The 20,732-nt window shown below is 62.5% G+C and carries 21 protein-coding genes and 4 tRNA genes; 7 read left to right on the top strand and 18 right to left on the bottom strand.

Going from position 1 to position 20,732, the window contains the following annotated elements; genetic code table 11:
- Positions 1 to 32: 32 nt before the first annotated feature.
- The 9 genes from rplA to CRD15_RS05010 all read right to left on the bottom strand — a co-directional run bounded on the left by rplA (position 33) and on the right by CRD15_RS05010 (position 4,912).
- Positions 33 to 743 (bottom strand): 50S ribosomal protein L1, encoded by a 711-nt coding sequence (gene rplA, locus CRD15_RS05050; protein WP_034971051.1) that lies wholly within the window; start codon positions 741 to 743, stop codon positions 33 to 35.
- A gap of 74 nt (positions 744 to 817) precedes the next feature.
- Positions 818 to 1,258 carry a 50S ribosomal protein L11 gene (gene rplK, locus CRD15_RS05045; RefSeq protein ID WP_034971050.1) on the bottom strand — a complete coding sequence of 147 codons (441 nt, stop codon included), beginning with the start codon at positions 1,256 to 1,258 and terminating at the stop codon, positions 818 to 820.
- Positions 1,259 to 1,479: 221 nt separating this feature from the next.
- Entirely contained in the window at positions 1,480 to 2,400 is a 921-nt protein-coding gene (gene nusG, locus CRD15_RS05040) for a transcription termination/antitermination protein NusG (RefSeq protein ID WP_187402074.1), read from the bottom strand.
- Between the two features lie 84 nt (positions 2,401 to 2,484).
- A complete protein-coding gene (gene secE / locus CRD15_RS05035; RefSeq protein ID WP_034971298.1) occupies positions 2,485 to 2,829 on the bottom strand; it encodes a preprotein translocase subunit SecE in 345 nt (114 codons plus the stop codon).
- Between the two features lie 40 nt (positions 2,830 to 2,869).
- Positions 2,870 to 2,942, bottom strand: a tRNA-Trp gene (locus CRD15_RS05030).
- A 277-nt stretch (positions 2,943 to 3,219) separates the two neighbouring features.
- Positions 3,220 to 3,293 (bottom strand) — tRNA-Met (locus CRD15_RS05025).
- Between the two features lie 73 nt (positions 3,294 to 3,366).
- Positions 3,367 to 3,439: transfer RNA gene (locus CRD15_RS05020), tRNA-Thr, on the bottom strand.
- A gap of 274 nt (positions 3,440 to 3,713) precedes the next feature.
- Positions 3,714 to 3,795 (bottom strand) — tRNA-Tyr (locus tag CRD15_RS05015).
- A 106-nt stretch (positions 3,796 to 3,901) separates the two neighbouring features.
- Complete coding sequence (locus CRD15_RS05010) at positions 3,902 to 4,912, bottom strand: polyprenyl synthetase family protein (RefSeq protein ID WP_187402073.1); 1,011 nt, start codon at positions 4,910 to 4,912, stop codon at positions 3,902 to 3,904.
- A gap of 225 nt (positions 4,913 to 5,137) precedes the next feature.
- Between CRD15_RS05010 and CRD15_RS05005 the strand changes: the two genes are divergently transcribed.
- Positions 5,138 to 6,628: an FAD-dependent oxidoreductase gene (locus CRD15_RS05005; protein ID WP_187402072.1), complete on the top strand. Its 1,491-nt coding sequence runs from the start codon at positions 5,138 to 5,140 to the stop codon at positions 6,626 to 6,628.
- 31 nt (positions 6,629 to 6,659) lie between these two features.
- Here CRD15_RS05005 and CRD15_RS05000 read toward each other — a convergent pair whose 3' ends face one another.
- The 5 genes from CRD15_RS05000 to CRD15_RS04980 all read right to left on the bottom strand — a co-directional run bounded on the left by CRD15_RS05000 (position 6,660) and on the right by CRD15_RS04980 (position 12,312).
- Positions 6,660 to 7,352 (bottom strand): demethylmenaquinone methyltransferase, encoded by a 693-nt coding sequence (locus CRD15_RS05000; protein ID WP_034980413.1) that lies wholly within the window; start codon positions 7,350 to 7,352, stop codon positions 6,660 to 6,662.
- A gap of 28 nt (positions 7,353 to 7,380) precedes the next feature.
- Entirely contained in the window at positions 7,381 to 8,703 is a 1,323-nt protein-coding gene (locus CRD15_RS04995; protein WP_222866439.1) for a glycosyltransferase family 1 protein, read from the bottom strand.
- Positions 8,704 to 8,782: 79 nt separating this feature from the next.
- Positions 8,783 to 9,259: a DUF3592 domain-containing protein gene (locus CRD15_RS04990; protein WP_187402071.1), complete on the bottom strand. Its 477-nt coding sequence runs from the start codon at positions 9,257 to 9,259 to the stop codon at positions 8,783 to 8,785.
- Entirely contained in the window at positions 9,256 to 11,142 is a 1,887-nt protein-coding gene (menD, locus tag CRD15_RS04985) for a 2-succinyl-5-enolpyruvyl-6-hydroxy-3-cyclohexene-1-carboxylic-acid synthase (RefSeq protein ID WP_370546817.1), read from the bottom strand. The genes CRD15_RS04990 and menD overlap by 4 nt, the downstream gene beginning before the upstream one ends.
- Before the next feature lie 48 nt (positions 11,143 to 11,190).
- The gene (locus CRD15_RS04980; RefSeq protein WP_187402070.1) at positions 11,191 to 12,312 is read right to left on the bottom strand and encodes an o-succinylbenzoate synthase; all 1,122 of its coding nucleotides are present in this window, start codon (positions 12,310 to 12,312) and stop codon (positions 11,191 to 11,193) included.
- A gap of 44 nt (positions 12,313 to 12,356) precedes the next feature.
- Between CRD15_RS04980 and CRD15_RS04975 the strand changes: the two genes are divergently transcribed.
- From CRD15_RS04975 to CRD15_RS04955, 5 genes are all read left to right on the top strand, one after another.
- Positions 12,357 to 13,319, top strand: a complete 963-nt coding sequence (locus CRD15_RS04975; protein ID WP_035006814.1) for a 1,4-dihydroxy-2-naphthoyl-CoA synthase — start codon at positions 12,357 to 12,359, stop codon at positions 13,317 to 13,319.
- A 79-nt stretch (positions 13,320 to 13,398) separates the two neighbouring features.
- Entirely contained in the window at positions 13,399 to 14,238 is an 840-nt protein-coding gene (locus CRD15_RS04970; RefSeq protein ID WP_187402069.1) for a DoxX family membrane protein, read from the top strand.
- 198 nt (positions 14,239 to 14,436) lie between these two features.
- A complete protein-coding gene (locus CRD15_RS04965) occupies positions 14,437 to 14,796 on the top strand; it encodes a hypothetical protein (RefSeq protein ID WP_187402068.1) in 360 nt (119 codons plus the stop codon).
- Between the two features lie 55 nt (positions 14,797 to 14,851).
- Entirely contained in the window at positions 14,852 to 16,138 is a 1,287-nt protein-coding gene (locus CRD15_RS04960) for an AMP-binding protein (RefSeq protein ID WP_187402067.1), read from the top strand.
- A gap of 54 nt (positions 16,139 to 16,192) precedes the next feature.
- Positions 16,193 to 17,092, top strand: coding sequence for a 1,4-dihydroxy-2-naphthoate polyprenyltransferase (locus tag CRD15_RS04955; RefSeq protein WP_187402066.1), 900 nt, complete (start codon positions 16,193 to 16,195; stop codon positions 17,090 to 17,092).
- A 106-nt stretch (positions 17,093 to 17,198) separates the two neighbouring features.
- On the opposite strand, the gene CRD15_RS04950 is transcribed toward CRD15_RS04955, so the two are convergent.
- Positions 17,199 to 17,606 carry a DUF4229 domain-containing protein gene (locus tag CRD15_RS04950; RefSeq protein WP_370546814.1) on the bottom strand — a complete coding sequence of 136 codons (408 nt, stop codon included), beginning with the start codon at positions 17,604 to 17,606 and terminating at the stop codon, positions 17,199 to 17,201.
- Between the two features lie 90 nt (positions 17,607 to 17,696).
- Here CRD15_RS04950 and CRD15_RS04945 point away from each other — a divergent pair, with 90 nt between their 5' ends.
- Positions 17,697 to 18,041, top strand: coding sequence for a hypothetical protein (locus CRD15_RS04945; RefSeq protein WP_187402065.1), 345 nt, complete (start codon positions 17,697 to 17,699; stop codon positions 18,039 to 18,041).
- Here CRD15_RS04945 and CRD15_RS04940 read toward each other — a convergent pair whose 3' ends face one another.
- Genes CRD15_RS04940 through CRD15_RS04930 form a run of 3 tightly spaced genes read right to left on the bottom strand, consistent with a single transcriptional unit; the run spans position 18,042 to position 20,692 of the window.
- Positions 18,042 to 19,103, bottom strand: coding sequence for a phosphotransferase family protein (locus CRD15_RS04940; protein WP_187402064.1), 1,062 nt, complete (start codon positions 19,101 to 19,103; stop codon positions 18,042 to 18,044).
- A 6-nt stretch (positions 19,104 to 19,109) separates the two neighbouring features.
- Positions 19,110 to 19,985, bottom strand: coding sequence for a glucose-1-phosphate thymidylyltransferase RfbA (gene rfbA, locus CRD15_RS04935; RefSeq protein WP_187402063.1), 876 nt, complete (start codon positions 19,983 to 19,985; stop codon positions 19,110 to 19,112).
- Entirely contained in the window at positions 19,985 to 20,692 is a 708-nt protein-coding gene (locus CRD15_RS04930; protein ID WP_187402062.1) for a dTDP-4-dehydrorhamnose 3,5-epimerase family protein, read from the bottom strand. Before CRD15_RS04930 ends, rfbA begins: the two co-directional genes overlap by 1 nt.
- Positions 20,693 to 20,732: the final 40 nt, after the last annotated feature.

Here is a 20,732-nt window from a genome sequence, read left to right as displayed (position 1 = left end):
TGAACTCTAGAAGATCCCCATCACGCCGAGACTTAAGCCTCTTCGGTGAAGTCCTTCACGATGGTGTTGTCCACCGGAACACCCGGGCCGTTGGTGGAGGCCATGGTGACCTTCTTGAAGTAACGGCCCTTAGCGGAAGAAGGCTTCAGGCGCAGCAGCTCGTCGATCAGAGCGCCGTAGTTCTCAGCCAGCTGCTTCTCAGTGAAGGAAGCCTTGCCCAGGATGGCGTGCAGGTTAGCAGCCTTGTCAACGCGGAAGGAGATCTTACCGCCCTTGATCTCGGAGACAGCCTTGGCAACGTCGGTGGTGACGGTACCGGTCTTCGGGTTCGGCATCAGGCCACGGGGACCCAGCACGCGAGCCACGCGACCAACCTTGGCCATCTGATCCGGGGTAGCGATAGCAGCGTCGAAGTCGGTCCAGCCGCCCTGGATCTTCTCGATCAGCTCTGCGGTGCCAACGACGTCCGCGCCAGCTTCCTCAGCAGCGGTAGCGTTCGGGCCCTCAGCGAAGACGACAACGCGAACCTGCTTACCCGTGCCGTTCGGCAGGGACACGGTGCCGCGAACCAGCTGATCAGCCTTGCGCGGGTCAACGCCCAGGCGGATAGCAACATCAACGGTAGCGTCGAAGTTCTTGGAGGAGGTCTCCTTGACAACCTTGGCGGCTGCCATCGGGGTGTACAGGCGGCCAGCGTCGATCTTCTCCGCTGCCGCGCGGTATGCCTTAGAGGTCTTGCTCATGGTTATTCCAATCTAAAGAGTTGTTGGAGTTGTGGTGCAGGCGAAGCAAGTAGCCTTACCACGGTCAGTGAAAATTACTTCTGCGGAGCGTCCTTGACAGTGATGCCCATGGAACGTGCAGTACCAGCGATGATGGCTGCACCGGCCTCAATGTCGTTGGCGTTCAGGTCTTCCTTCTTGGTGGTTGCAATCTCCTTGCACTGATCCCAAGTAACGGAACCGACCTTGTCGGTGTGCGGAACGCCGGAGCCCTTCTGAATACCCGCAGCCTTCAGCAGCAGCTTGGCTGCCGGCGGGGTCTTCAGCTTGAAGTCGAAGGAACGGTCTTCGTAGACGGTGATTTCCACCGGCACGATGTTGCCGCGCTGGGACTCGGTAGCAGCGTTGTAGGCCTTGGTGAACTCAACGATGTTCACACCGTGAGCACCCAGAGCCGGGCCAACCGGCGGTGCCGGAGTAGCCTGACCAGCCTGGATCTGCAGCTTAATGAGGCCAGTGACCTTCTTCTTTGCCATCTTTAAACCTTCTTTCTGTTATCAACGCGATCCGCAGCGCCCTGTGCCCTTGTTGAAACCGCAAGGTTCCGCATGAGGAAAGTTGCGCCCGTTCCCGCGCCAATTGATGGCCAACACGGGGTTTATCACGTCGACCGGATGCCGGAGTTTCACCGGCCACCGGAGGATGTAAAACTTGCCTGTCGATCTGCGAGCTAAACCCGCAGACAACCTGCATAACTCTAGTTCAGCTTCTCTACCTGATCAAATTCCAGCTCAACCGGGGTCTCACGGCCGAAGATGGAGACCATGGCCTTCAGTCGGTTGTTCTCGGTATCGATCTCGCTGATGGTTGCAGAGACGGAAGCGAAAGGACCGGACAGGATGGTGACGGACTCGCCTTCCTCGTAGTCCACCACAACCTGCTCGCTGGCCGGCTTCGGCGGGGTGGCCACACCGGTGGAGGAAACGTCCACGCCGGTTGCCGGAATCTCTTCGCCATCCTCGGTCTCCTGCGGCTTCGCGGTTTCCGGCGGCAGCAGGAACTTCGCAACCTCGCGGATCTTCACCGGGGTCGGCTTGCCTTCGTTGCCAACGAAGCTGGTCACACCAGGGGTATCGCGGACGACGGACCACGAGGCGTCCTCCAGAGACATACGCACCAGCACGTAGCCCGGCAGCAGCTTGCGCTTGACGATCTTGCGCTTGCCGTCGCGCAGTTCCACAACCTCTTCGATCGGCACAACGACCTCGTGGATCTGCTCGTCCACTCCCAGGGTCTGCGCGCGCATCTCCAGGTTGGTCTTCACCTTGTTCTCGTAGCCGGAGTAGCACTGGATGATGTACCAGTCGCCCGGCAGCTTCTTCAGCTGGCGCATGAACTGGCGCAGGCGGGTCTTGTACGCCTCCATCGCCGCGTCCTCGGCAGACTTCTCTGCCTCGTTACCCTCGCCGCTCTCGGAAGCCTCGGCACCCTCAGCCGTCGCCGCTTCTTCGGCCCCTTCGGTAGCTGGGGCTGCGGCGTCGTTACTAGTGACGCCCTCAGCCTCAGCACCTGCAACGTCCTGGTGCGCCTCAGCAACAGCCTGCTGTACGTCTTCTTGCGCGGCCGCAGCAAGACTCTCTGCGCTGACGGCCTCGTTGTTCTGGTTTTCTTCGGTCATGGAAGCACCCTCCATCCATTAAAAATCCGCCTATCGCCGGGCGGCGAAGGCGGTGTAAGAATTGATGTTCGCTAGTGTAACACGTTAGCGCATGATCTGCTGCAAGCCCCAGCTAGCGGCCCAGTCAGTACCTGCAACGAGGGCGCAAACGAAGACGAGGAACAGCAGCACGATGATGGTGTAGTTCACCATCTCACGGCCAGTGGGCCAAATCACCTTGCCCATCTCAGAGATCACGCCGCGGATGTAATCCGCAATGGCGCTAAAAGGGTTCTTCCTGGTCTTAACAACCTCCGGCGCCTTGGAGCTGGAGTTTGCAACCGCGCGGGACGTCGTGGCCTCGCCGGCCACCTGGCGCTTACCGGACGGACGAAGGCTGCCGCCCTTGCCGGAATCGCCGGCTGCGGTCTTTTTGCTCTCGTCGCTCACGTCTGAGTTCTCCTTAAAGGTACCTACAAGGAAGATCGTGCAGGGGCGACAGGACTTGAACCTGCAACCTGCGGTTTTGGAGACCGCTGCTCTGCCAATTGAGCCACGCCCCTATCGAAGTTCTGATTCACGAGTGTACGCGACCAGATCAACATAGGTGAAGCAACATGCTGCGAGCGCCGAAGTTGACCCCGTTATCCGGGTTCGTTCCTTCCTGCGCCATGCAGTCAGTGCAACGTTCCAAAACAATAGCAGGGTTACGAGTGCGCAACCAAATGGGGTGCGGGCGCTGGGGCTAAGGGGACTGGAGCTAAAGGGGGCGGGGCTAGGGGGAGCAAACACAAAACCACCCGGTGACTTTGATCACCGGGTGGTTTTGTTTCTAGTTTGTAGCGGTGGAGGGACTCGATCCCTCGACCTCACGATTATGAGTCGTGCGCTCTAACCAGCTGAGCTACACCGCCATCGACGCCACTTTCCTACGGACCGTCAACGGTCTGTGTCTAACGTCGCGTGACGGTGCGCATAAAATGACAGAGCCCCCTGACGGAATCGAACCGTCGACCTTTTCCTTACCATGGAAACGCTCTGCCGACTGAGCTAAGGGGGCAATACTTCTTTTTGCTCTGCGGATTGTTTTAACCGCATCGCTTGAAGCCTGAGTTAGCTTAACCACCCAGCTACGTTTTACACAAATCGGCTGGCCAGGCGGCCATTCCAGCCTCATTTTAGGTGCAAGTTCGGCACTCTTCGCCACAAATGTCGTTAGAACGACATCTATCCCCTCCCCGGGGCCAAAAACGCGCCCCCGGACATATCAAAACCCGGTGGCCACCCCCACACAGGGAAGTAACCACCGGGTTGTTGTTTGCCATTTGGCTTTGTGCCAGATGATGGATTCGAACCAACGAAGGCAGAGCCGGCGGATTTACAGTCCGCTCCCTTTGGCCGCTCGGGCAATCTGGCATGCACCATTCGGTGCGCTGGTAACTCTACTACGAGTCGCCCCAACTTATGCAAATCGCCAGCGCAAAAGCCCCTCCGGGAGCCCCACTGGGAGCAATTACATCAGCTACCCTAACCGCTCCAAGGCGAAGTCCATCAGGCGCCGCAGCGCATCGGTCACCCGATTGTCTGGCAGCTTGGCCAGCTCGTCTTCGCCGTACTGGCGGTACCGCTGGACGACCTCGAAGGACTTGTCGCGGCCTTCGGAGCCACGGATAAGCTCCAGCGCCTCGTCCACCAGTTCATCATCCGTCACCGGTCCGGTGAGGATCTCGCGCAGTCGCGCCCCTGTGGCGTCATCCTGCTGCATTGCGTAAAGAACCGGCAGAGTAAACACGCCCTCGCGCAAGTCCGTGCCAGGCTGCTTGCCGGAAACCTCCGGATCGGCCCAGATGTCGATGATGTCGTCGACAATCTGGAAGATCTGGCCAACATTCCGGCCGAACTGGAACAGCGCGTCGCGGTGCTCGTCGGAAGCGCCACTGTGCAAGGCACCCAGCCAACCGGCGGAAGCGATCAGCACGCCCGTCTTCTCCTGAATGACGGTCAGGTAGTGCTCGATCTCGTCCTCCCCCTCGCGAGCGCCGACGGTTTCGCGCATCTGCCCGGTCACTAGCTCCCGGAAGGTCTCCGCGAAGTGCTGCACCGTTTCGGTGCCCAGCTTTGCCATGATGTCGCTGGCAATCGCAAACAGGTAATCGCCCGCCAGGATGGCCACGGAGTTGTTCCAGCGCTTGTTGGCGGATTCCGCCCCGCGGCGCTGGTCGGACTCGTCCATAACGTCATCGTGGTAGAGCGTAGCCAGGTGGGTTAGCTCCACCACCGCGGCAGCCTCGTTGACTTGCCGCGCCGTCGGGTTTTCACCGTAGTGGGCCGCCAGCAGTGCAAACATCACACGGAAGCGCTTACCACCTGCGTCGAAAAGATGGCTGATCTTGTCGGTGAGGAAGGATTCGCCAACCGACAACCGGTCCTTCAGCAACCGTTCAACCTGCTGCATCGACTGGCCCAAGGCCTCGTTGAGTTGCGCGTCCCCGACGTCAGGGAGCGCCGGTTTACGGGGTGTGGCACTTGGCATGTCCGTGGTCAGCCTCGTCTTTTCCTCTTGAACTTCACATGCGGTCTTTCACATGTGGTCTTTACGTGTCTACGGACACTTTAGTCCATTACCCAGACGGTGTTTAACCCGCGTGTTCCCGTGTCGACGCCTGCGTCTGCCGAAGTGTCTCCCCTGGCATCTGCCCAGACGCCTACCCAGTACCGACGCCACCGCTCCCGCACCCGCGTGGAACAATGGGTGTCGATGAACTCCCCCGCCGCTGAAACCTCCAATCTTGTGACCTGTGATGTCGTTGTCGTGGGCGCTGGCCCGGCCGGCTCCGCTGCTGCTTTCCACGCTGCTCGCGCCGGTTTGGATGTGGTGATGGTGGACATGGCCGACGTTCCGGGCACAGGATCGGACACAGCACCGGGTCCAACACCGGGCACTGGCAGTACTGGCAGCACTGACAACAGCGCCACGGGTTCCCTCCCCCACGGGCGCGACAAGACCTGCGGCGATGGCCTCACCCCGCGCGCCGTCGCCGCTTTGGAATCGATGGGCGCGCTCCACCTACTGAACGGCGCCCCACACATTCAGGGCCTCAAGCTGCACGGTTTCGGCGGTTCCGTCACCGCACCCTGGCCTTCGGGCAGCTTCCCGCAGCGCGGTTCGGCCATCCCCCGCTCGCGCCTCGACGCCGCTCTGGCCCGCCTTGCCATCGCTGCGGGTGCGCGTTTTATCCAGGCCAAGGTTATGGACGCCACCTCGGATCCAGTAACCCAGCAACTCAGCGAGGTCGCTGGCACTCGCACGGGCGAAGCCCCCCAGGGCACTGGCGCTGCCTCTTCAGTGAAGATCCGCGGACGTTTCTTTGTGCTGGCAGAAGGCGTGCGCAGCGGCATCGCCCGCAAGTTGGGGGTGCAGTGGGATAAGGGGCTAGTGCATGGCATCGCGGCCCGCAGCTACATCGACACTCCCTTCGGAGACGAGCCGTGGATCCATTCGCACCTGGAGCTCAACGACTCTTCGGGCACGGCCCAACCGGGCTACGGCTGGGTGTTCCCCCTGGGCAACCCGGCTGAAGGGACAGGTAGCAACCTCGCCACAGTTGAAGGCATTGGCAAGGCGAACCTCGGCTGTGGCGTGTTGGCCACCACCAAGCGCCCGGCGAAGGTGAACACCAAGAAACTACTGCGCGACTATGCGCGCCAAGTCAGCGATGAGTGGGGCATCGTCGGAGAACCGACGTCTATCACCTCCGCACTACTGCCCATGGGTGGGGCTGTCAGCCGCGTGGCAGGCCCCAACTGGGCCGCCATTGGAGACACGGCAGCGCTCGTCAATCCGCTGAATGGCGAAGGCATCGACTACGCCTTGGAATCCGCCGAGCTGCTGGTTCGGTTATTGGTTGACGAGTGGGGCGGACCGGAGCGGTGGGCGTCCAGAATAAAGAGCAACAACGGCGCGGGTATAGAGCCAGAATGGACGGATCAGCTGCAGAAACACTACGGCGAGGCGTTCGGGCTAGCGCGGCGGCTGGCGGTGGTTCTGACGATGCCGGGGCTGATGAGTGCGCTCGGGCCGATCGGCATGCGCGGGCCGCTGGCGAATCGTGCGATGGGGGTGGCCACGCGCCTGATGGGCAACCTAGTGAGCGCCGAGGACCGCGACGTGGCGGCCAGGCTGTGGCGGGGCGCGGGGCGAGTAGTGAACCTCGCGCCGATCGATAAACCCTTTGCAGCGCGGGGCTAGATTGCGCCGCAGAACGACGGCGCGGGGCTAGTCAGGCTTCGAGGCGAATAGCACTGTGGAGGGCTACGATGCCGCCCGTGAGGTTCTGCCAACCGACCTCGGTCCAACCGCAATCGCGGATCTCCGCAGCGAGTTCCTCCTGGTCAGGCCAGGCGCGGATCGATTCGGCGAGGTATTCGTAAGCCTCCGCGTTGGAGCTGACAAGCTTTGCGACCTTTGGCAGGGCGCGCATCAGGTATTCCTTGTAGACCGTCTTGAAGATCGGAATAACTGGGGTGGAAAACTCCGCGACGGCGAGCTTGCCGCCCGGTTTCGTGACGCGCGCCATCTCACGCAGGCCGGCGCGGAAGTCCACAATGTTGCGCAGTCCGTAGTTGATGGTCACCGCGTCGAAGGTCTCGTCCGCGAAAGGCAGGTTCGTGCCGTCCGCGCACACCATCGGGACATCTCGGTGGGAACCTGCGGCGAGCATCCCGAAGGAGAAGTCGCAGGCGATACAAGTGGCGCCGGTGCGGGCGAATTCCTCGGTGGAAACGCCAGTGCCAGCGGCTAGGTCCAGCACCAGGTCACCGGGCTTAAGGTCCAGGCGCTTGCGGGTGCGGATGCGCCAATAACGATCCTGGCCGAAGCTCAGCACCGTGTTGGTGAGGTCGTAGTTCTTGCCGACCGCGTCGAACATCGACGCGACTTCCTGCGGTTTCTTTTCCAGACTTGCCCGAGACACGACTCACATCTTAGCGCGGGCGTTTCGCCTACTTCGCGACGGGCTCAGCGCTGACCTGCGTGGCTTGCTCGGCATTGGTGCGCGCGACGAGCTCAGCCGCTACCTCGACCTCGGTCTCGTCGGCGGTCGGGCGGGGAACCTCCCGCACGCCCGTGAAGTCACGCTGCGAGTTCGTCCGCGGCGCAGCCTTGCCACCCTGCGCAATGGCCTGGCGGTAGTAGCCAAGCAGCTGGTCGCACAGGCTGGCCCAGCTCTTGTTCTGCACGCCCTCGAAGGCATTGTCGCGGTAGGAATCCAGGCCACCGGCCAGGATGGAATCCACAGCCTCGACCAGCTCTGCCTCGAAGTTCTCCACATTCAGCAGGAAGCCATTGTGGCCTGGCTTGATCAGGTCGATGGGGCCACCGGCGGCCGGGCCGATCGTCGCCACGCGGGAAGCCTGGGCCTCCTGGATCGCCTGGCAGAAAGTCTCGAACTGACCGGTGTGCACGAAGATGTCCAGGCTGGCGAACGCGTGGGCCAGGTCTTCGCCATACAGCCCACCGGTGAATACTGCGGAGGGCATCAGGGCCTTCAGCTCGTCCATCTCCGGGCCATCGCCGACGATGACCAGCTGCACATCGTCCCGCCCGTTCAGGGCTGCCATGCGCTCCACGGACTTCTCCGCAGCCAGTCGGCCTACAAAGCCGACGATCTTCCGGTTCGCTTCCAGCGCGTCCGCGCTCGTCGTGCTGCCGCGCTTACGCTCGCCTTCCAGCAGCCATTCGCGCCGCAGTTCCGCAGAGCGCTTGGCCGGGTTGAAGCGCTCCGTATCCACGCCACGCCCCCAGTGCGCCACGCCGCGCACGCGGTGTTCTTCCAGCTCGCGCATCGTCACGGAGCTCGGGGCCAACGTCATGGCACACATGTTGTGCATGACTCGCACCCAGCGCCATGCCATCTTGGACAGGAACTTCATCTTGTAGTTGTTGGCGAATCCGGCAACGTCGGTCTGGAAGATCGCCACGCACGGCAGCTTCAGCGCCTTGGCCACTACCGCGCCTGCACCGCCCAGGACGAAGGGGCTGGCTAGGTGCACAACGTCCGGCTGGAACTTCTTCAGCTCCGTGTAAAGGTTCGTCATGGGCACGCCGATCGGCAGGGAGTTAATGCCCGGCACATCCACTACGGGCACGCGGGCGATGCGGAAGCCCTCGTAGGTTGCAATTTCTTCCTGTCCCTTCTTCGCCCCCGGTGCGATAACCAGGGCTTCGTGCCCGTTGGCACGCAGATGCTCTAGCACTCGGAGTACGGAATTAACCACTCCGTTGACGTTGGGCAGAAAGCTCTCGGCGACAATTGCAACTCGCATACCCTTCAGTATCCCTTTTGTAGGTCACACCAGCGTTTCTTCTGGGTAAAAACATTAACAAGTCTAGGGAAACAAAAGGTTACTTTCGGCCCCAAAATACATGCTTCTTCTGCCAGCGCCGGATCAGTAGCGACAGGACGGCGCAGACAAGCAGCCCGGCGGACATGGAGGACAGCGCTGGCAGGAATGCCAACGTCCACCCCCTCCCCTGAACCTTCACGTTCTCGGGGTCGCTGACCTGGTATTCGACCTTTACGTTTTGCCCTTCTTCCAGCCCGGACGGGTACTTCAACCCTTCCTCGGGCTGCTGATAGTTGCCGTCGGCATCGCGGAAACGCACAGTGGTTCGCAGGGTCTGCACGGACACTACTTCCGCCGTCGCCTCCCCCTTGTCACGCGAAATCGCATAGTCGTCGATCGCCGAGGTCACGATCATGCCGCCGCACACCAAGATCACCAACCCGGTCAGCGCAATCACGGCCTGTTTCGCGCGCCGCAGCCTACGGGCCGCACGGAATTGTTTCGGCGTGAGCTCGGCGTTCCTCACGCGATTCATCGCTTACCCGCAATTCTTTTTTCTATTTCTTGACGCCCACGCCTGTCCACCTTCACTTCCAGCACCGTGATCCCGTTTCCGCCGAGCTCAGCGTGCTCTTCGATGGCGTCAGCGAGCTCTTCCACGCTGCTAGCAAGCTTGTGTTCCACTCCGAATCCGGCGCACAGTTCGGCGAAGTCCAGGTCCAGCGGGGTGCCGAATACGCGCTCGAAGGCGGCGGTGCCGTCGGCAAAGGTGCGTAGATCATCCGCACCAGGTTCGAGGGTTTCGAAGATCCCGCCGCCACTGTCGTTGGTCAGCACGATCAGCAGGTTATCGGGCCGCGGCTCCAGTGGCCCGATGTTCAGGCCACCCAGGTCGTGGGCGAAGGTCAGATCCCCCATCACTGCGATGGTGCGCGGTGCACGGATTGCGGTCGGGTCGGAGTGAGCGTGCGCCATCGCCGCCCCCACCGCCGTGGAGATGGTTCCGTCGATCCCCGCCGCCCCGCGGTTGGCGATCGCCCGTACCCCGTCAAAGGGCAGCCCGGCGCGGGACGCATCCCGCACCGTCGTAGACGCCCCCAGAACCAAGAGGTCCCCGTCGCGGAGGGCGTCCGCAACAACGGCCACGGCATGCACTGCGGTGAATGGGTCGTGCTTCGCCAACCCGTCGCGAACTTGATTTACGCCCATGTCGCTGATGGCGCGGGCGACCTGCAGCCAGCTTTCCGGCTGCTCGCCGCGGGGGCGGACGGTACTGCCGACCTGATCGACGTTGCCGAATACGTCTGTCACGTTGCGGGTATCGCTGAGGGCGATGACGTGGATGTCTTTGTTGGCCAGGAGCTTTGTGACGCCACGGTGGAGGGTTGGCCGGCCGATCACCACGATCTGTTCCGGGGTGGTGACCGCCGAGTGTTCTCCATCGCTGACGACCTGGGTGCTGAACATGTCGACGGCCGCGCTATGCACGGGGAAGTCGGGTGCGGGCGCGACGGGCTCCGCGATGGTTGGCACATCGGCTAGCTCGTCCATGATCGAACGAGCCCAGGCAGTATCGGCCACCGATCCGGCGATGACCAGCGTGCGGAGGGAAAGATCCACCTCTACCTGGCCAAAAGGCAAGGCGCGGGGCGTGTACGCGGGGGTTTTGACTGTTGTTGCTGCACCGTCTGTTTCTGCAGACTCTGCTGACTCTGCAGCCCCTGCGATTTCCCCCGCCCACAGTGATAGCTCATCCAGCGTCGGCGGCACGAGCGGTTCCCGCAAGGGAACGTCCAGGTGGGCTCCACCACCGTCGATTGGGTCCGTTGCTGCAGCGATTAGCTTGCGCACCAGGTCGCGGAGCTCCGCTACTGCGTCTGTAGCGTCGCCCGCGTTATTGTCACCAGCGCCAGCGTCGGCCGCGCGGCCTTCCAGCGCCAGCTCCCCCGTGTTCAGAGTGCATACGGAATGGCTACCAAAGAGCTCCGCCTGGTCAATGGTTTGGTTCGCGCCCGTCCCCACCATCGAAAGTGGTCGATTGGCCGACAGCACCAACAGTGGAACTCCGGACAGCGTGGCTTCCACCATCGCCGGTAGGCAATTGGCCACGGCGGTGCCGGACGTCATCACAACCGGCACCGGCTGGCGCGCCACCTTGGCCAACCCGAGAGCCAAAAAAGCCGCCGAACGCTCGTCGGTGCGTACGTGCAGCCGGACCCGTCCAACTCTTTCGGCTTCCACGAAAGCGAGGTTCAGCGGGGAATTGCGCGACCCTGGGCACAGCACGGCCTCGCGCACCCCGCTGCGGATCAATTGGTCGACCAGAACCAGACCCGCCCGCACGGCGACAGGGCTGGCTAGCGCAGCGGCGAACCGCTGGGAGGAACCTTCAGAGTTAGTCCTATCGGTGTTAGTCACAGTTCCACAATCTACCTTCCGCCCCGGACAACCTTGCCTCGGACAGTGTTAAAGCGCCTCCTGGCTTTCCAGAATGCGATACGCAGCACGCAGGCGATCCATCCACCAATCCCGACGCTCGCCGGTAACTCGGAACTCGGCCAGGCGATCCGAATCGGGAGCCACGGCACAAGCTTGGATGCGACCGTCGACGATCTGCCGCTCGGCGAGGTCACTTTCAAACAGAGTTCCCGTAGCCAGGCCAGCGGCATTGGGTTCGGCGACCATTCCGTCGTCGTCGACGTAGAACAGGCTGGCCGCCGCTTGCAGCCCTGCCCCGAGCCCCACCGCGGTATCTAGTGCAGAACTCACCGTGATGGAGATCCCCCGCTCGGCCACTTCCGTGGCCACTCTGCGCAGCTGATCTACGCCGCCCAGGGGAGGAACTTTAAGCACCGCAACATCGCAGGCTCCGGCCTCCGTGACCTCCCGCACGGCCGCAAGCGGATCCCCACTCTTTCGAATGGCCTCATCCGCTGCAACGCGGACAAACAGGCCGCGGCGCATGAGGCTTTGGCGCACCTCCGCCAACTCTGCGGTGCTGGGGCATGGCTGTTCCACGTAGTCCAGCGGACCGTCTGCGGCCAGCGTTTCCACCACCTCGAGGGCTTGACTGACCGTCCACCCGCCATTGGCATCCATGCGGATCCGCGGCGCGACTACTCCCTGTTCGGCGTACCACTCGCGGACAGCGCGGACGCGCTGAATGTCTTGACGCATACTGGCTGCAGGATCCTTGGCCAGGGCGGTTTTCTCCGCCACCTTGATCTTCACCGTGGTGCATCCGGGGTAGCGAGCCATGAGGTCATCGATCACTCCCGGATCGGCTGCGGCATCGACCGCTGGAATGGTCGCGTTCACGGGCACCCAGCGTTCGGAAAGATCTGTGCCGCCACCGATATCGCCACCACCATAGCCAAAGTGGATTGCCGAGCGCAGCCACAGGGAGGACTCGGCCGGCTCGTACTCCGGGAAGGGGGCGAACTCTGCCCACTGGGACGGGGCGTCAATAAGAAGAGCCTCGCGGGTAGCCACACCACGGAAGGGCACCCGCATCGGTAAGGCAACTACCTCCGCGCGCTCCTCAAGATCGGCGAGCGGCGGCAGTACGAAAGTAGAAGGGCTATACATGCTTCCTACCTTGCCAAAAGAGGTCGGCCGATAGAATAGCGGGCATGACGAACTCCAGCAGCAACCCCTTTAACCCCGAGCTGTGGCGCCCGGTCGATGTGCCGGGCGTAGACAACTTCACGGACATCACCTACCACCGCCACGTCGGCGAGGGCCGCGCCAACGGCATTGTGCGCATCGCCTTTGACCGCCCTGAGGTGCGCAATGCCTTCCGTCCACACACCGTCGACGAGTTGTACCGGGCGCTGGATCACGCGCGCCGCACCCCGGATATCGGCACGATCCTGCTGACCGGTAACGGGCCGTCCCCGAAGGACGGCGGCTGGGCGTTTTGCTCCGGCGGCGATCAGCGCATCCGTGGCCGTTCCGGTTACCAGTACGCCACCGAGCACAACGACGACGTAGCCGCCGCTGGCGCAGAAGGGGTGGACGAAGCTCGCGCGAAGGTCGAGGGCGGCCGCCTGCACATCCTGGAGGTGCAGCGCTTAATCCGCACGATGCCGAAGGTTGTGATCTGCCTGGTTAACGGCTGGGCTGCTGGGGGCGGGCACAGCCTGCACGTGGTGTGCGACCTAACTCTCGCCTCCCGCGAGCATGCGAGGTTCAAGCAGACGGACGCCGACGTGGGCTCCTTCGATGCAGGCTATGGCTCCGCCTACCTGGCCAAGCAGGTGGGCCAGAAGTTCGCCCGCGAGATCTTCTTCCTCGGCGAGGCCATCGACGCCGAAACCATGCACCAGATGGGCGCCGTTAACCGGGTAGTGGACCACGCGGACCTGGAGGACACCGCCATTGAGTGGGCGCGAAAGATCAACACCAAGTCCCCAACAGCGCAACGCATGCTGAAGTTCGCCTTCAACCTCACCGACGATGGGCTGATGGGCCAGCAGGTCTTCGCGGGTGAGGCCACGCGCCTGGCCTACATGACCGACGAGGCGGTCGAGGGCAAGGAGGCCTTCCTGGAAAAGCGCGAGCCGAACTGGGACGACTTCCCGTATTACTACTAGCGGGGCTGTCCGGGAGGCCTACCACCAGACGAACACTTTTGCCAGGCCATGGTGCTGGTTAATTGGTAGCGTTATTTTCATGAACATTTTTAAGGACGTCAGCATTCTGATCTCCCGCATCCTGGTGGGTGTGGTGTTAGTCGCACACGGTTGGCAGAAGTACAACTCCTGGACGATCGAGGGCACCGCGAAATCTTTCGAGGGCATGGGCGTACCCTCGGCCAACATCGCCGCGCAGGTCGCGACGTATTTCGAGCTCGCCGGTGGCGTACTTCTGATCCTGGGCCTGCTAGTTCGCATCATCGGCCCGCTGCTTTTTATCCAGATGGCTTTCGCCTTCGGCTTTGCCCACTGGGGCAAGGGTATTTTCATCGCTGACGGCGGGTGGGAGCTCGTCGGTATTCTGGGCGCCGCGGGCCTCGCTCTGGCAGCTCACGGCGCTGGCACCTACAGTTTGGACTACCTGTTTATGACGCCCTTCCGCGCCCGCAAGGCACGTAAGGAACAGGAAGCGAAGAGCACCGAGACTGCTTATAGCAACCAGCCTTTCGCGCCGAATAACTCCAGCTTTAGCTCGGCAGGCGCCCCGGCTGGCAACACCTTCAGTAACTCCACCGGCAACTCTTTCAGCACTTCCGGTGGGCAGCAGACGAATAACAACCCCTTTAGCTCCAACGCTGGATCCACCACTAATTACGGTCAGTGGAATAGCCCCACTCCTACCAGCGCTACCGGCACCAGCAGTGCTCCTAGCAACACCGGCACCAGTGGCAACAATGGTGCCTCTGGCGCCACGGGCGGCACGAACACTGGCAATGCCCAGCCGGTAAAGAACTCCTTTGAGTCCAACACCAACGGCGGCAATACGAATCCTGCGGACCCCGAGGCGCCAACTACGCAGTGGCCGGGCTCCAAGTAAGCGCTTAGACCCTCAAGTTCGCTTCTTTTACCCCGCAGACAGGGTTGCTAACCCTCTCTGCGGGGTTTGCGCATTTCTTCCTCAAATCCCCAATAAGGTGGGCACAAAAAATGCTTGACGTTCCCCACTGTTGTTAACTACCCTATGTTCTAGCTTTAAATACTTCACGATTTGAGACCAGGAAGGAGAGCGCGCATCGTGTTCAACCCATTCACTCAGCTCCGGGCGAAGCTCCGGACGCTAGACAACACAGAGGTCCCCGACCCAGCCACCACCGCACACGACCATACGGCAGACGATACCCTCCCCCTCCCGGAGGAATACCGCATCTACCTCAAAGCAAACCGTGACCTCCCGACCCCCTTCTTGAACGCCTTGGACACCCGCAGCCCGTCTTACCTAGATATCCTCGCCTACCTGATCGACACGGGGAAGACCCCCGCCACCCGTCAGGACATTCAGGCAAGCTTCCTCGCAGTACACAAGCGCCTCCCAGGTCCGGCGGAATTGGAATCCACGGTGAAGCGAGTGCAGGAATTCGGCCTGCACGCCGACTAACACCTGCAGCACCGTTCAGACTGAGCTATCCGGCGCGGGTTGTACATTGGTCAACATGACCGGAACCGTCGCCCTCCTCCCCTTGCAGCCGACTGTCATCAGCGCAGAATCACCCGAACTCTTCGCTTCCTCTCTGACTGCACTGAAGCGCCTTCTCGCAGAGGAGGTCGCGCTGCTCCCCCTCCCGACAGACTGGCGCAGCACCTGCCCTGACCTGCCGGAACAGATGCGTGCGGGTAGCTCTAAGGAAGCAGACGCCATGGCGCCCGGAACCCTCATCGCCTGCACCTCCGGTTCTACTGGCACACCGAAAGGTGCGCTGCTGGGGCCACGGCAACTCACAGCAAGCGCCCGCGCCACCGAGGCTTTCCTCGACAGAGAATTCTCCGGCGCACCCGGCGCTTGGTTACTCACACTGCCAGCGCATCACATCGCCGGGCTGCAAGTGATGCTGCGTAGTCTGCGAGCAGGCTACGCCCCGCTGGCGGCGCGGAACTTGCTGGAACACACCCCTTTTAGCGCCACCGGATTTGCGGCAGACACGCGGGCTTTGGCGGAGGCATACCCGGGCGTGGACCTCTATACATCCCTCGTACCGGCGCAGTTAGAAAGAATTGCTGCAGACCCCGCCGCCGTGCAGGCACTGACACACTACACCTGCGTGCTGGTCGGTGGCGCGGCGGCGCGTGGGGGCGTCATAAAGAAAATGGCAGAAGCAGGGGCTCACATCGCACTAACCTACGGCTCCAGCGAAACAGCGGGCGGCATGGTGTACAACGGCCAGTGCCTGCCGGGTACGCAGGTTCGCATCGACAACGCGGACGAGCGCGGAGCCGGGCGCGTGCGGATCACCGGCCCCATGGTGGCAGCGGGATATCGCAACGTCGACGCGGCAGTCGCTGCAGAGGTTTTTCCGGCGCCGGGAGAGTATTTAACCTCCGACATTGGGATGCTGGACGACGGCAAACTGCAGATCCTGGGGCGGGCCGACGGGGCAATCAATACCGGAGGCTACAAGGTGCTTCCCGAGGAAGTGGAAAAGGCAGTTTGCCAGCACGTTCCCGGGGCGCAGTTGGCCTTCGCGGCGGGCGTGAAAGATCCGGAACACCCAGAGTTTGGGGAATCAATCGGAGCGCTCGTTGTCTTGCAAGGCGATAGCGGTGAAAGTACCACTGAGATCACCACGGAAGTGCGCGAGTCCATGCGCGGACGCGTGGGACGGGGCCTACTCCCCCGGCGCGCGTGGGCCGTTGACGAACTGCCGACTATCGGCCCAGGAAAGATCGATCGGCAACGGGCAGCAGCGATGCTGCGTGAACATGCGTCTGCGGGGGAAGACTAGAATGAAGAGGTTTGCTAGGCACCCCTAGCCACATAAGCCCCAGAAAGGCGGACCATGACCTCCACGACCAAGCAGTACCCCGGAGCGACACCAGCCCAGTGGCTCGAAGGAGCACGCCCACACACCTGGGCCAACGCTGTCGCCCCCGTGTTGGCCGGCACCGCTGCGGCCGCGCTGGTGGGGGCAGCAAACCCCCTGCGCGCAGTGCTGGCCGGGGTGGTTGCCCTGGCGATGATCGTAGGCGTGAACTACGCCAACGACTACTCCGATGGCATCAAGGGGACGGACGATGATCGCTCCGGCCCACTTCGCCTGACCGGCAGTGGGCTCGTGGAGCCGAAGAAGGTCAAGTATGCGGCGTTTGCTTCCTTCGGCGTGGGAGCGGTCGCCGGCATCGCCCTAAGCGTGCTGAGTGCCTGGTGGTTGATCCTCGTCGGAGCCGCGTGCATCGCTGGCGCATGGTTCTACACCGGCGGCAAGAACCCCTACGGCTACCGAGGGCTGGGGGAAGTCGCGGTGTTCGTGTTCTTCGGCCTGGTCGCTGTGCTCGGCACGGAGTTCACTCAAAGCGGTAGCATCAGCTGGCGCGGAGTCCTGCTGGCTATCTCTGTCGGTAGCCTTTCCAGTGCCGTGAACCTGGCCAACAACCTGCGCGACATCCCCACCGATTCGGTAAGCGGAAAAATCACCCTGGCCGTTCGCCTGGGGGACGCGAACACCCGCCGCCTGTGGGTGGGGCTGGTTTCCCTGGCCGTGATCGTCACCGTCGGCATCAGCATCGGCCACTGGTGGGGGCTGCTAGCCCTGCTGGCTACTCCCCTGTTCTTCATCGCTGCCCGTCCCGTGACAGGTGGCGCTCAAGGCAAGGACCTCATCCCCGTGCTGGGATTGTTGGGGCGAGGCATGCTGCTATGGTCGCTCCTGCAGTTCATCGCCGCATTGCTGGCTACGTAGGCCGCGGACCGAAGGCCACCCCGCGGAAGCGGACATTGTCCTCGATCTGCCGGGCCAAACCCTCCACACCACCACGTCCTGCGGTTTGCCGTTCATGGCAGCGAGTCTAGTCGTCCAGGCGCTCCTGCAGTTGGTCGCGGAGACCCTGCCTGTGAGCCCTACGGTCGGCGTCCCACCGAGCCACCTGCTCGGTCACGCGCAGTCGCAGTCCCTTAAACATAAACATGGACAACGGCAGAGCCAGGATCAGCGCCAACGTCATGCTCAGCAGCAGCGGGAAGTAGTTCGCCATGCCCAGCAGAATCACGATCGAGTGAATGATGAACGTCAGCACCAGGAACAGAAGGAGGCGCAGGAATGCGTACAGCGCCACATCGCGGACTGCCTTGCCCTTGTCCAGGTTCCCTTCGTCCTTTTTCTTGACGCCCTCATCGCCAGCAACAGCAGTGTCAGCCACAGTGCTTGTATCCTCTGCCGCGCTGTTGTTCTTCGGGTTCACATCATCGTTAGTCACGCACCTAACCCTACGTTTACCCCAGGGGCTTGGGGTAATCACGAGTCTGTTCCACCGGCATTTCAGAGCCTATCCACTAGGATGATCGGCATGGGTCGACTTTTGCTTTTCTTCTTGGTCATCGTCACGATTGTGCTGCTGTGGAAGGCATTCGGGCCACAGACCTGGGGGAATGGTTCGCCGTTCGGCCGTAGGGGCGTCACGAAGAAAAAGTCGCAAGAAATCACCCACAAGGGGCCGGACGACGATCCGGACTTTCTGTGGAACATCGAGAAAGAGCGCTTCAAGAAGCGGCGCGCGCAGGAAGCCAAAGAGGCCGAGGAGGCCGAGCGTAAGCGGCGCCAGGAACTCCGCGAGCAGCAGCGGCGAGAAGCGCGCGGCTACGACAAGCGCGACAACGAACGAGACGCGCAGGATCCGAAAGACGGAGCGTAACTAGAGCAGCTCCACCCGCGGCGAACGGCCCGTGCGATAGTGGTCGATCAGCAGGAAGATGTTGTCCCAGTCCTTGTAGACTGCCGCGCGGCGCAGAACATCCGTATCCTCGGTGCTTTCTGATGTGCGCCCACCACCCGGCGCGCGATACAGCGGCCCCGGCATCGGCGGCGGTACTCCCGGCACGGCGGGGGCTTGGCGGCGCTGCTCGTGCTGAATGATGGCCTGCTCGTAGACCATCCCCGGCAGGCTGGGCGAAATACCGGCGAAGTGCGCGTAGTCCAGGGCGGGGTCGCCGACGGTCATGTCGGAAAAGTCGATCACTCCCACGCCGCCCTCGGCCGTCCACAGCATGTGATCTTCATGCAGTTCGCCGTGGTTCAGGGCGCGCTGCTGGTACGGGCGGGCAAGCATGTCGTCTACCTGGGCGAATACGCGCTCAACGAAGTCGATTTCCGCCGCGGATAGGTGCGGGGCAACGACCTCCACCACGCGCTGCTTCATCAACTCCAGCTTGCCGGGCAGGGTGCGCGGAACGCGGTTCAGGGTGCTCGTCGCAGCGCCGTCGGACCACCAGGAATCCACCCGGCTGATGGGCAGCACGTCCGGGTCGAAGGCATGCATGGTCGCCAGCAGGCTGCCCAGTTGTTCGGCTACCCACGCGCGCTGGCTGGCGGACAAGCTCTGCCACAGCTCGGCGCTAAGGGGCTGGCCCAGCACTTCGGTCTGCATCGTCAGCATCACGGGCTCGGCGGTGTTGAAAGTCCCCCGCGCATAGGCCTGCCGCACCGTCCCCGGCACGCGCACCTTAGTGCGGCGGAAAAGCTGCGCGATGAGGGAGGATTCCAGCATCGCCTGGGTGCGGTATTCCTCTTCGAAGGGCACACGCACCACCACGGATTCGGGCAGCATGTCATTGAGCTCGTATTCCTTGGAACGCAGCCCGTCGAGGATCACCACCGCATGGTCGATCCCCTGCTTCGGCACGCGCTGGCCGGTCCATTCCAGGTCGCGCCACGTCCGCGCCACCATCTCCGGGATCGTCTCAATCGAAATAGCCATGTGCTTCTAACGCTCTTTCCCACGCTTCAGCAGCGCGCCGAGGTACTGCCCGTAGGCGCTCTTGCCCAGCTTGCGTGCGGATTCACCCAACTCCGCATCGTCGATATATCCGAGCCGCCAGGCGACTTCCTCCGGGCAGCTGATCTTCAGCCCCTGGCGCTGCTCAACCGCGCGGACAAAGTCGCCGGCGGCGGCCAGGTCATCCACCGTCCCGGTATCCAGCCAGGCGGTTCCGCGTGGCAGCACCTCCACGTGCAAGCGCCCTTCGGCCAGGTAGCGACGATTGATGTCGGTGATTTCTAGCTCCCCGCGGTCGCTGGGTTCCAGGGATTTGGCGATGCGCACCACGTCGTTGGAGTAAAAATACAACCCCGGCACGGCGTAGTTGGACTTCGGCTCAGCCGGTTTTTCTTCCAGGCTCAGAGCGGTGCCTTCGCGGTCGAACTCCACCACTCCATAGGCCTCAGGTTCCGCAACCCAATAAGCAAAGATCGCCCCGCCGTTGGGGTTGTGGAAGCGTCGCAGTTGGGTTCCCAGGCCGGTGCCGTAGAAGATGTTGTCGCCCAGCACGAGCGCCACCGAGTCGTCCCCGATGAAGTCCTCGCCCACAATGAAGGCCTCGGCCAGGCCGTTCGGCTGGTCCTGCACCGCGTAGCTGATCCGCACGCCGAACTGCGAGCCATCGCCCAGCAGCCCGCGGAACTGCTGTGCATCCGCGCCCGTCGTGATCACCAGGATGTCGCGAATCCCCGCCAACATCAGGGTGGTCAGCGGGTAGTAGATCATCGGCTTGTCGTACACGGGCACCAGTTGTTTGGACACGCCCTGCGTGATCGGCCATAGCCGCGAACCGGTTCCCCCGGCGAGGATGATGCCCTTCATCAGCTGTTTTCCCCCTGTGCGCCTTCCCACTGCTCGGCCTCTTGCAAGGCCTCGGCCCAGTCCGCGCGCAGCTGCGCCTCCCACGCCCTGACCTCGCGGTATTGGGGCAGTCGGTCGCGCACCTCGCTGAGGCTAGGTGCCTCTTTATCTTTGTCGGACAGCACGGCTTGTTTCTTAGGGACGCCCCACGCGACAGCCAAATCGGCGTCAAACGGGTCGATCCCGTATTCCCTCTGCGGGTTGTAAGCCTCGGTAACCAAGTAGTTCACGGTCGTCTGGTCATCGTGTGCGCGGAACCCGTGGCCCACCCCCAGGGGCACGTACACGCTGACGTTGTTCTCGGCCGACAGTTCTACGGTGATGTACTGGCCGAACGTCGGCGAGCCCACGCGCACGTCCACCAGGACGTCCGTGATGGCACCCGACAGGCAACTGACGAATTTCGCCTGCCCCGGGGGGACATCCGCCAAGTGAATCCCGCGCACTACGTCGCGGGAAGAACGCGAAAGGTTGCCCTGTGCGACCTCGAACGGATATCCCAGCTTCTGGCCAAACAGTTCTGCCTTGAAGCTTTCGTGGAAACTCCCGCGACCGTCACCATGCACCTTGGGCACGTACGCCCATGCTCCGGGGATGGGCAGATCCACGATGCTGCCGGGTTCAGCGGCAGCCAGTAGTTCTTCGGTGCACGGAGTGTTTTCAGTCATGGCCTCTACTTTAGCGGCGCTACCGGACAACCAACGGCAA

The organism is Corynebacterium sp. LK28 (assembly GCF_014335105.1).
In the GTDB taxonomy this organism is placed as follows: domain Bacteria; phylum Actinomycetota; class Actinomycetes; order Mycobacteriales; family Mycobacteriaceae; genus Corynebacterium; species Corynebacterium macclintockiae.
Note: the sequence above shows the minus strand (reverse complement) of the source record. Positions and strands in the feature narration are given on the sequence as shown.

Excerpts from the sequence above, each read along its gene's own strand:
- rplA (WP_034971051.1), bottom strand. The coding sequence starts at position 743 with ATGAGCAAGACCTCTAAGGCATACCGCGCGGCAGCGGAGAAGATCGAC.
- rplK (WP_034971050.1), bottom strand. The coding sequence starts at position 1,258 with ATGGCAAAGAAGAAGGTCACTGGCCTCATTAAGCTGCAGATCCAGGCT.
- nusG (WP_187402074.1), bottom strand. The coding sequence starts at position 2,400 with ATGACCGAAGAAAACCAGAACAACGAGGCCGTCAGCGCAGAGAGTCTT.
- CRD15_RS05010 (WP_187402073.1), bottom strand. The coding sequence starts at position 4,912 with ATGCCAAGTGCCACACCCCGTAAACCGGCGCTCCCTGACGTCGGGGAC.
- CRD15_RS05005 (WP_187402072.1), top strand. The coding sequence starts at position 5,138 with ATGAACTCCCCCGCCGCTGAAACCTCCAATCTTGTGACCTGTGATGTC.
- CRD15_RS04995 (WP_222866439.1), bottom strand. The coding sequence starts at position 8,703 with ATGCGAGTTGCAATTGTCGCCGAGAGCTTTCTGCCCAACGTCAACGGA.
- CRD15_RS04990 (WP_187402071.1), bottom strand. The coding sequence starts at position 9,259 with ATGAATCGCGTGAGGAACGCCGAGCTCACGCCGAAACAATTCCGTGCG.
- CRD15_RS04980 (WP_187402070.1), bottom strand. The coding sequence starts at position 12,312 with ATGTATAGCCCTTCTACTTTCGTACTGCCGCCGCTCGCCGATCTTGAG.
- CRD15_RS04975 (WP_035006814.1), top strand. The coding sequence starts at position 12,357 with ATGACGAACTCCAGCAGCAACCCCTTTAACCCCGAGCTGTGGCGCCCG.
- CRD15_RS04970 (WP_187402069.1), top strand. The coding sequence starts at position 13,399 with ATGAACATTTTTAAGGACGTCAGCATTCTGATCTCCCGCATCCTGGTG.
- CRD15_RS04960 (WP_187402067.1), top strand. The coding sequence starts at position 14,852 with ATGACCGGAACCGTCGCCCTCCTCCCCTTGCAGCCGACTGTCATCAGC.
- CRD15_RS04955 (WP_187402066.1), top strand. The coding sequence starts at position 16,193 with ATGACCTCCACGACCAAGCAGTACCCCGGAGCGACACCAGCCCAGTGG.
- CRD15_RS04945 (WP_187402065.1), top strand. The coding sequence starts at position 17,697 with ATGGGTCGACTTTTGCTTTTCTTCTTGGTCATCGTCACGATTGTGCTG.
- CRD15_RS04940 (WP_187402064.1), bottom strand. The coding sequence starts at position 19,103 with ATGGCTATTTCGATTGAGACGATCCCGGAGATGGTGGCGCGGACGTGG.
- rfbA (WP_187402063.1), bottom strand. The coding sequence starts at position 19,985 with ATGAAGGGCATCATCCTCGCCGGGGGAACCGGTTCGCGGCTATGGCCG.
- CRD15_RS04930 (WP_187402062.1), bottom strand. The coding sequence starts at position 20,692 with ATGACTGAAAACACTCCGTGCACCGAAGAACTACTGGCTGCCGCTGAA.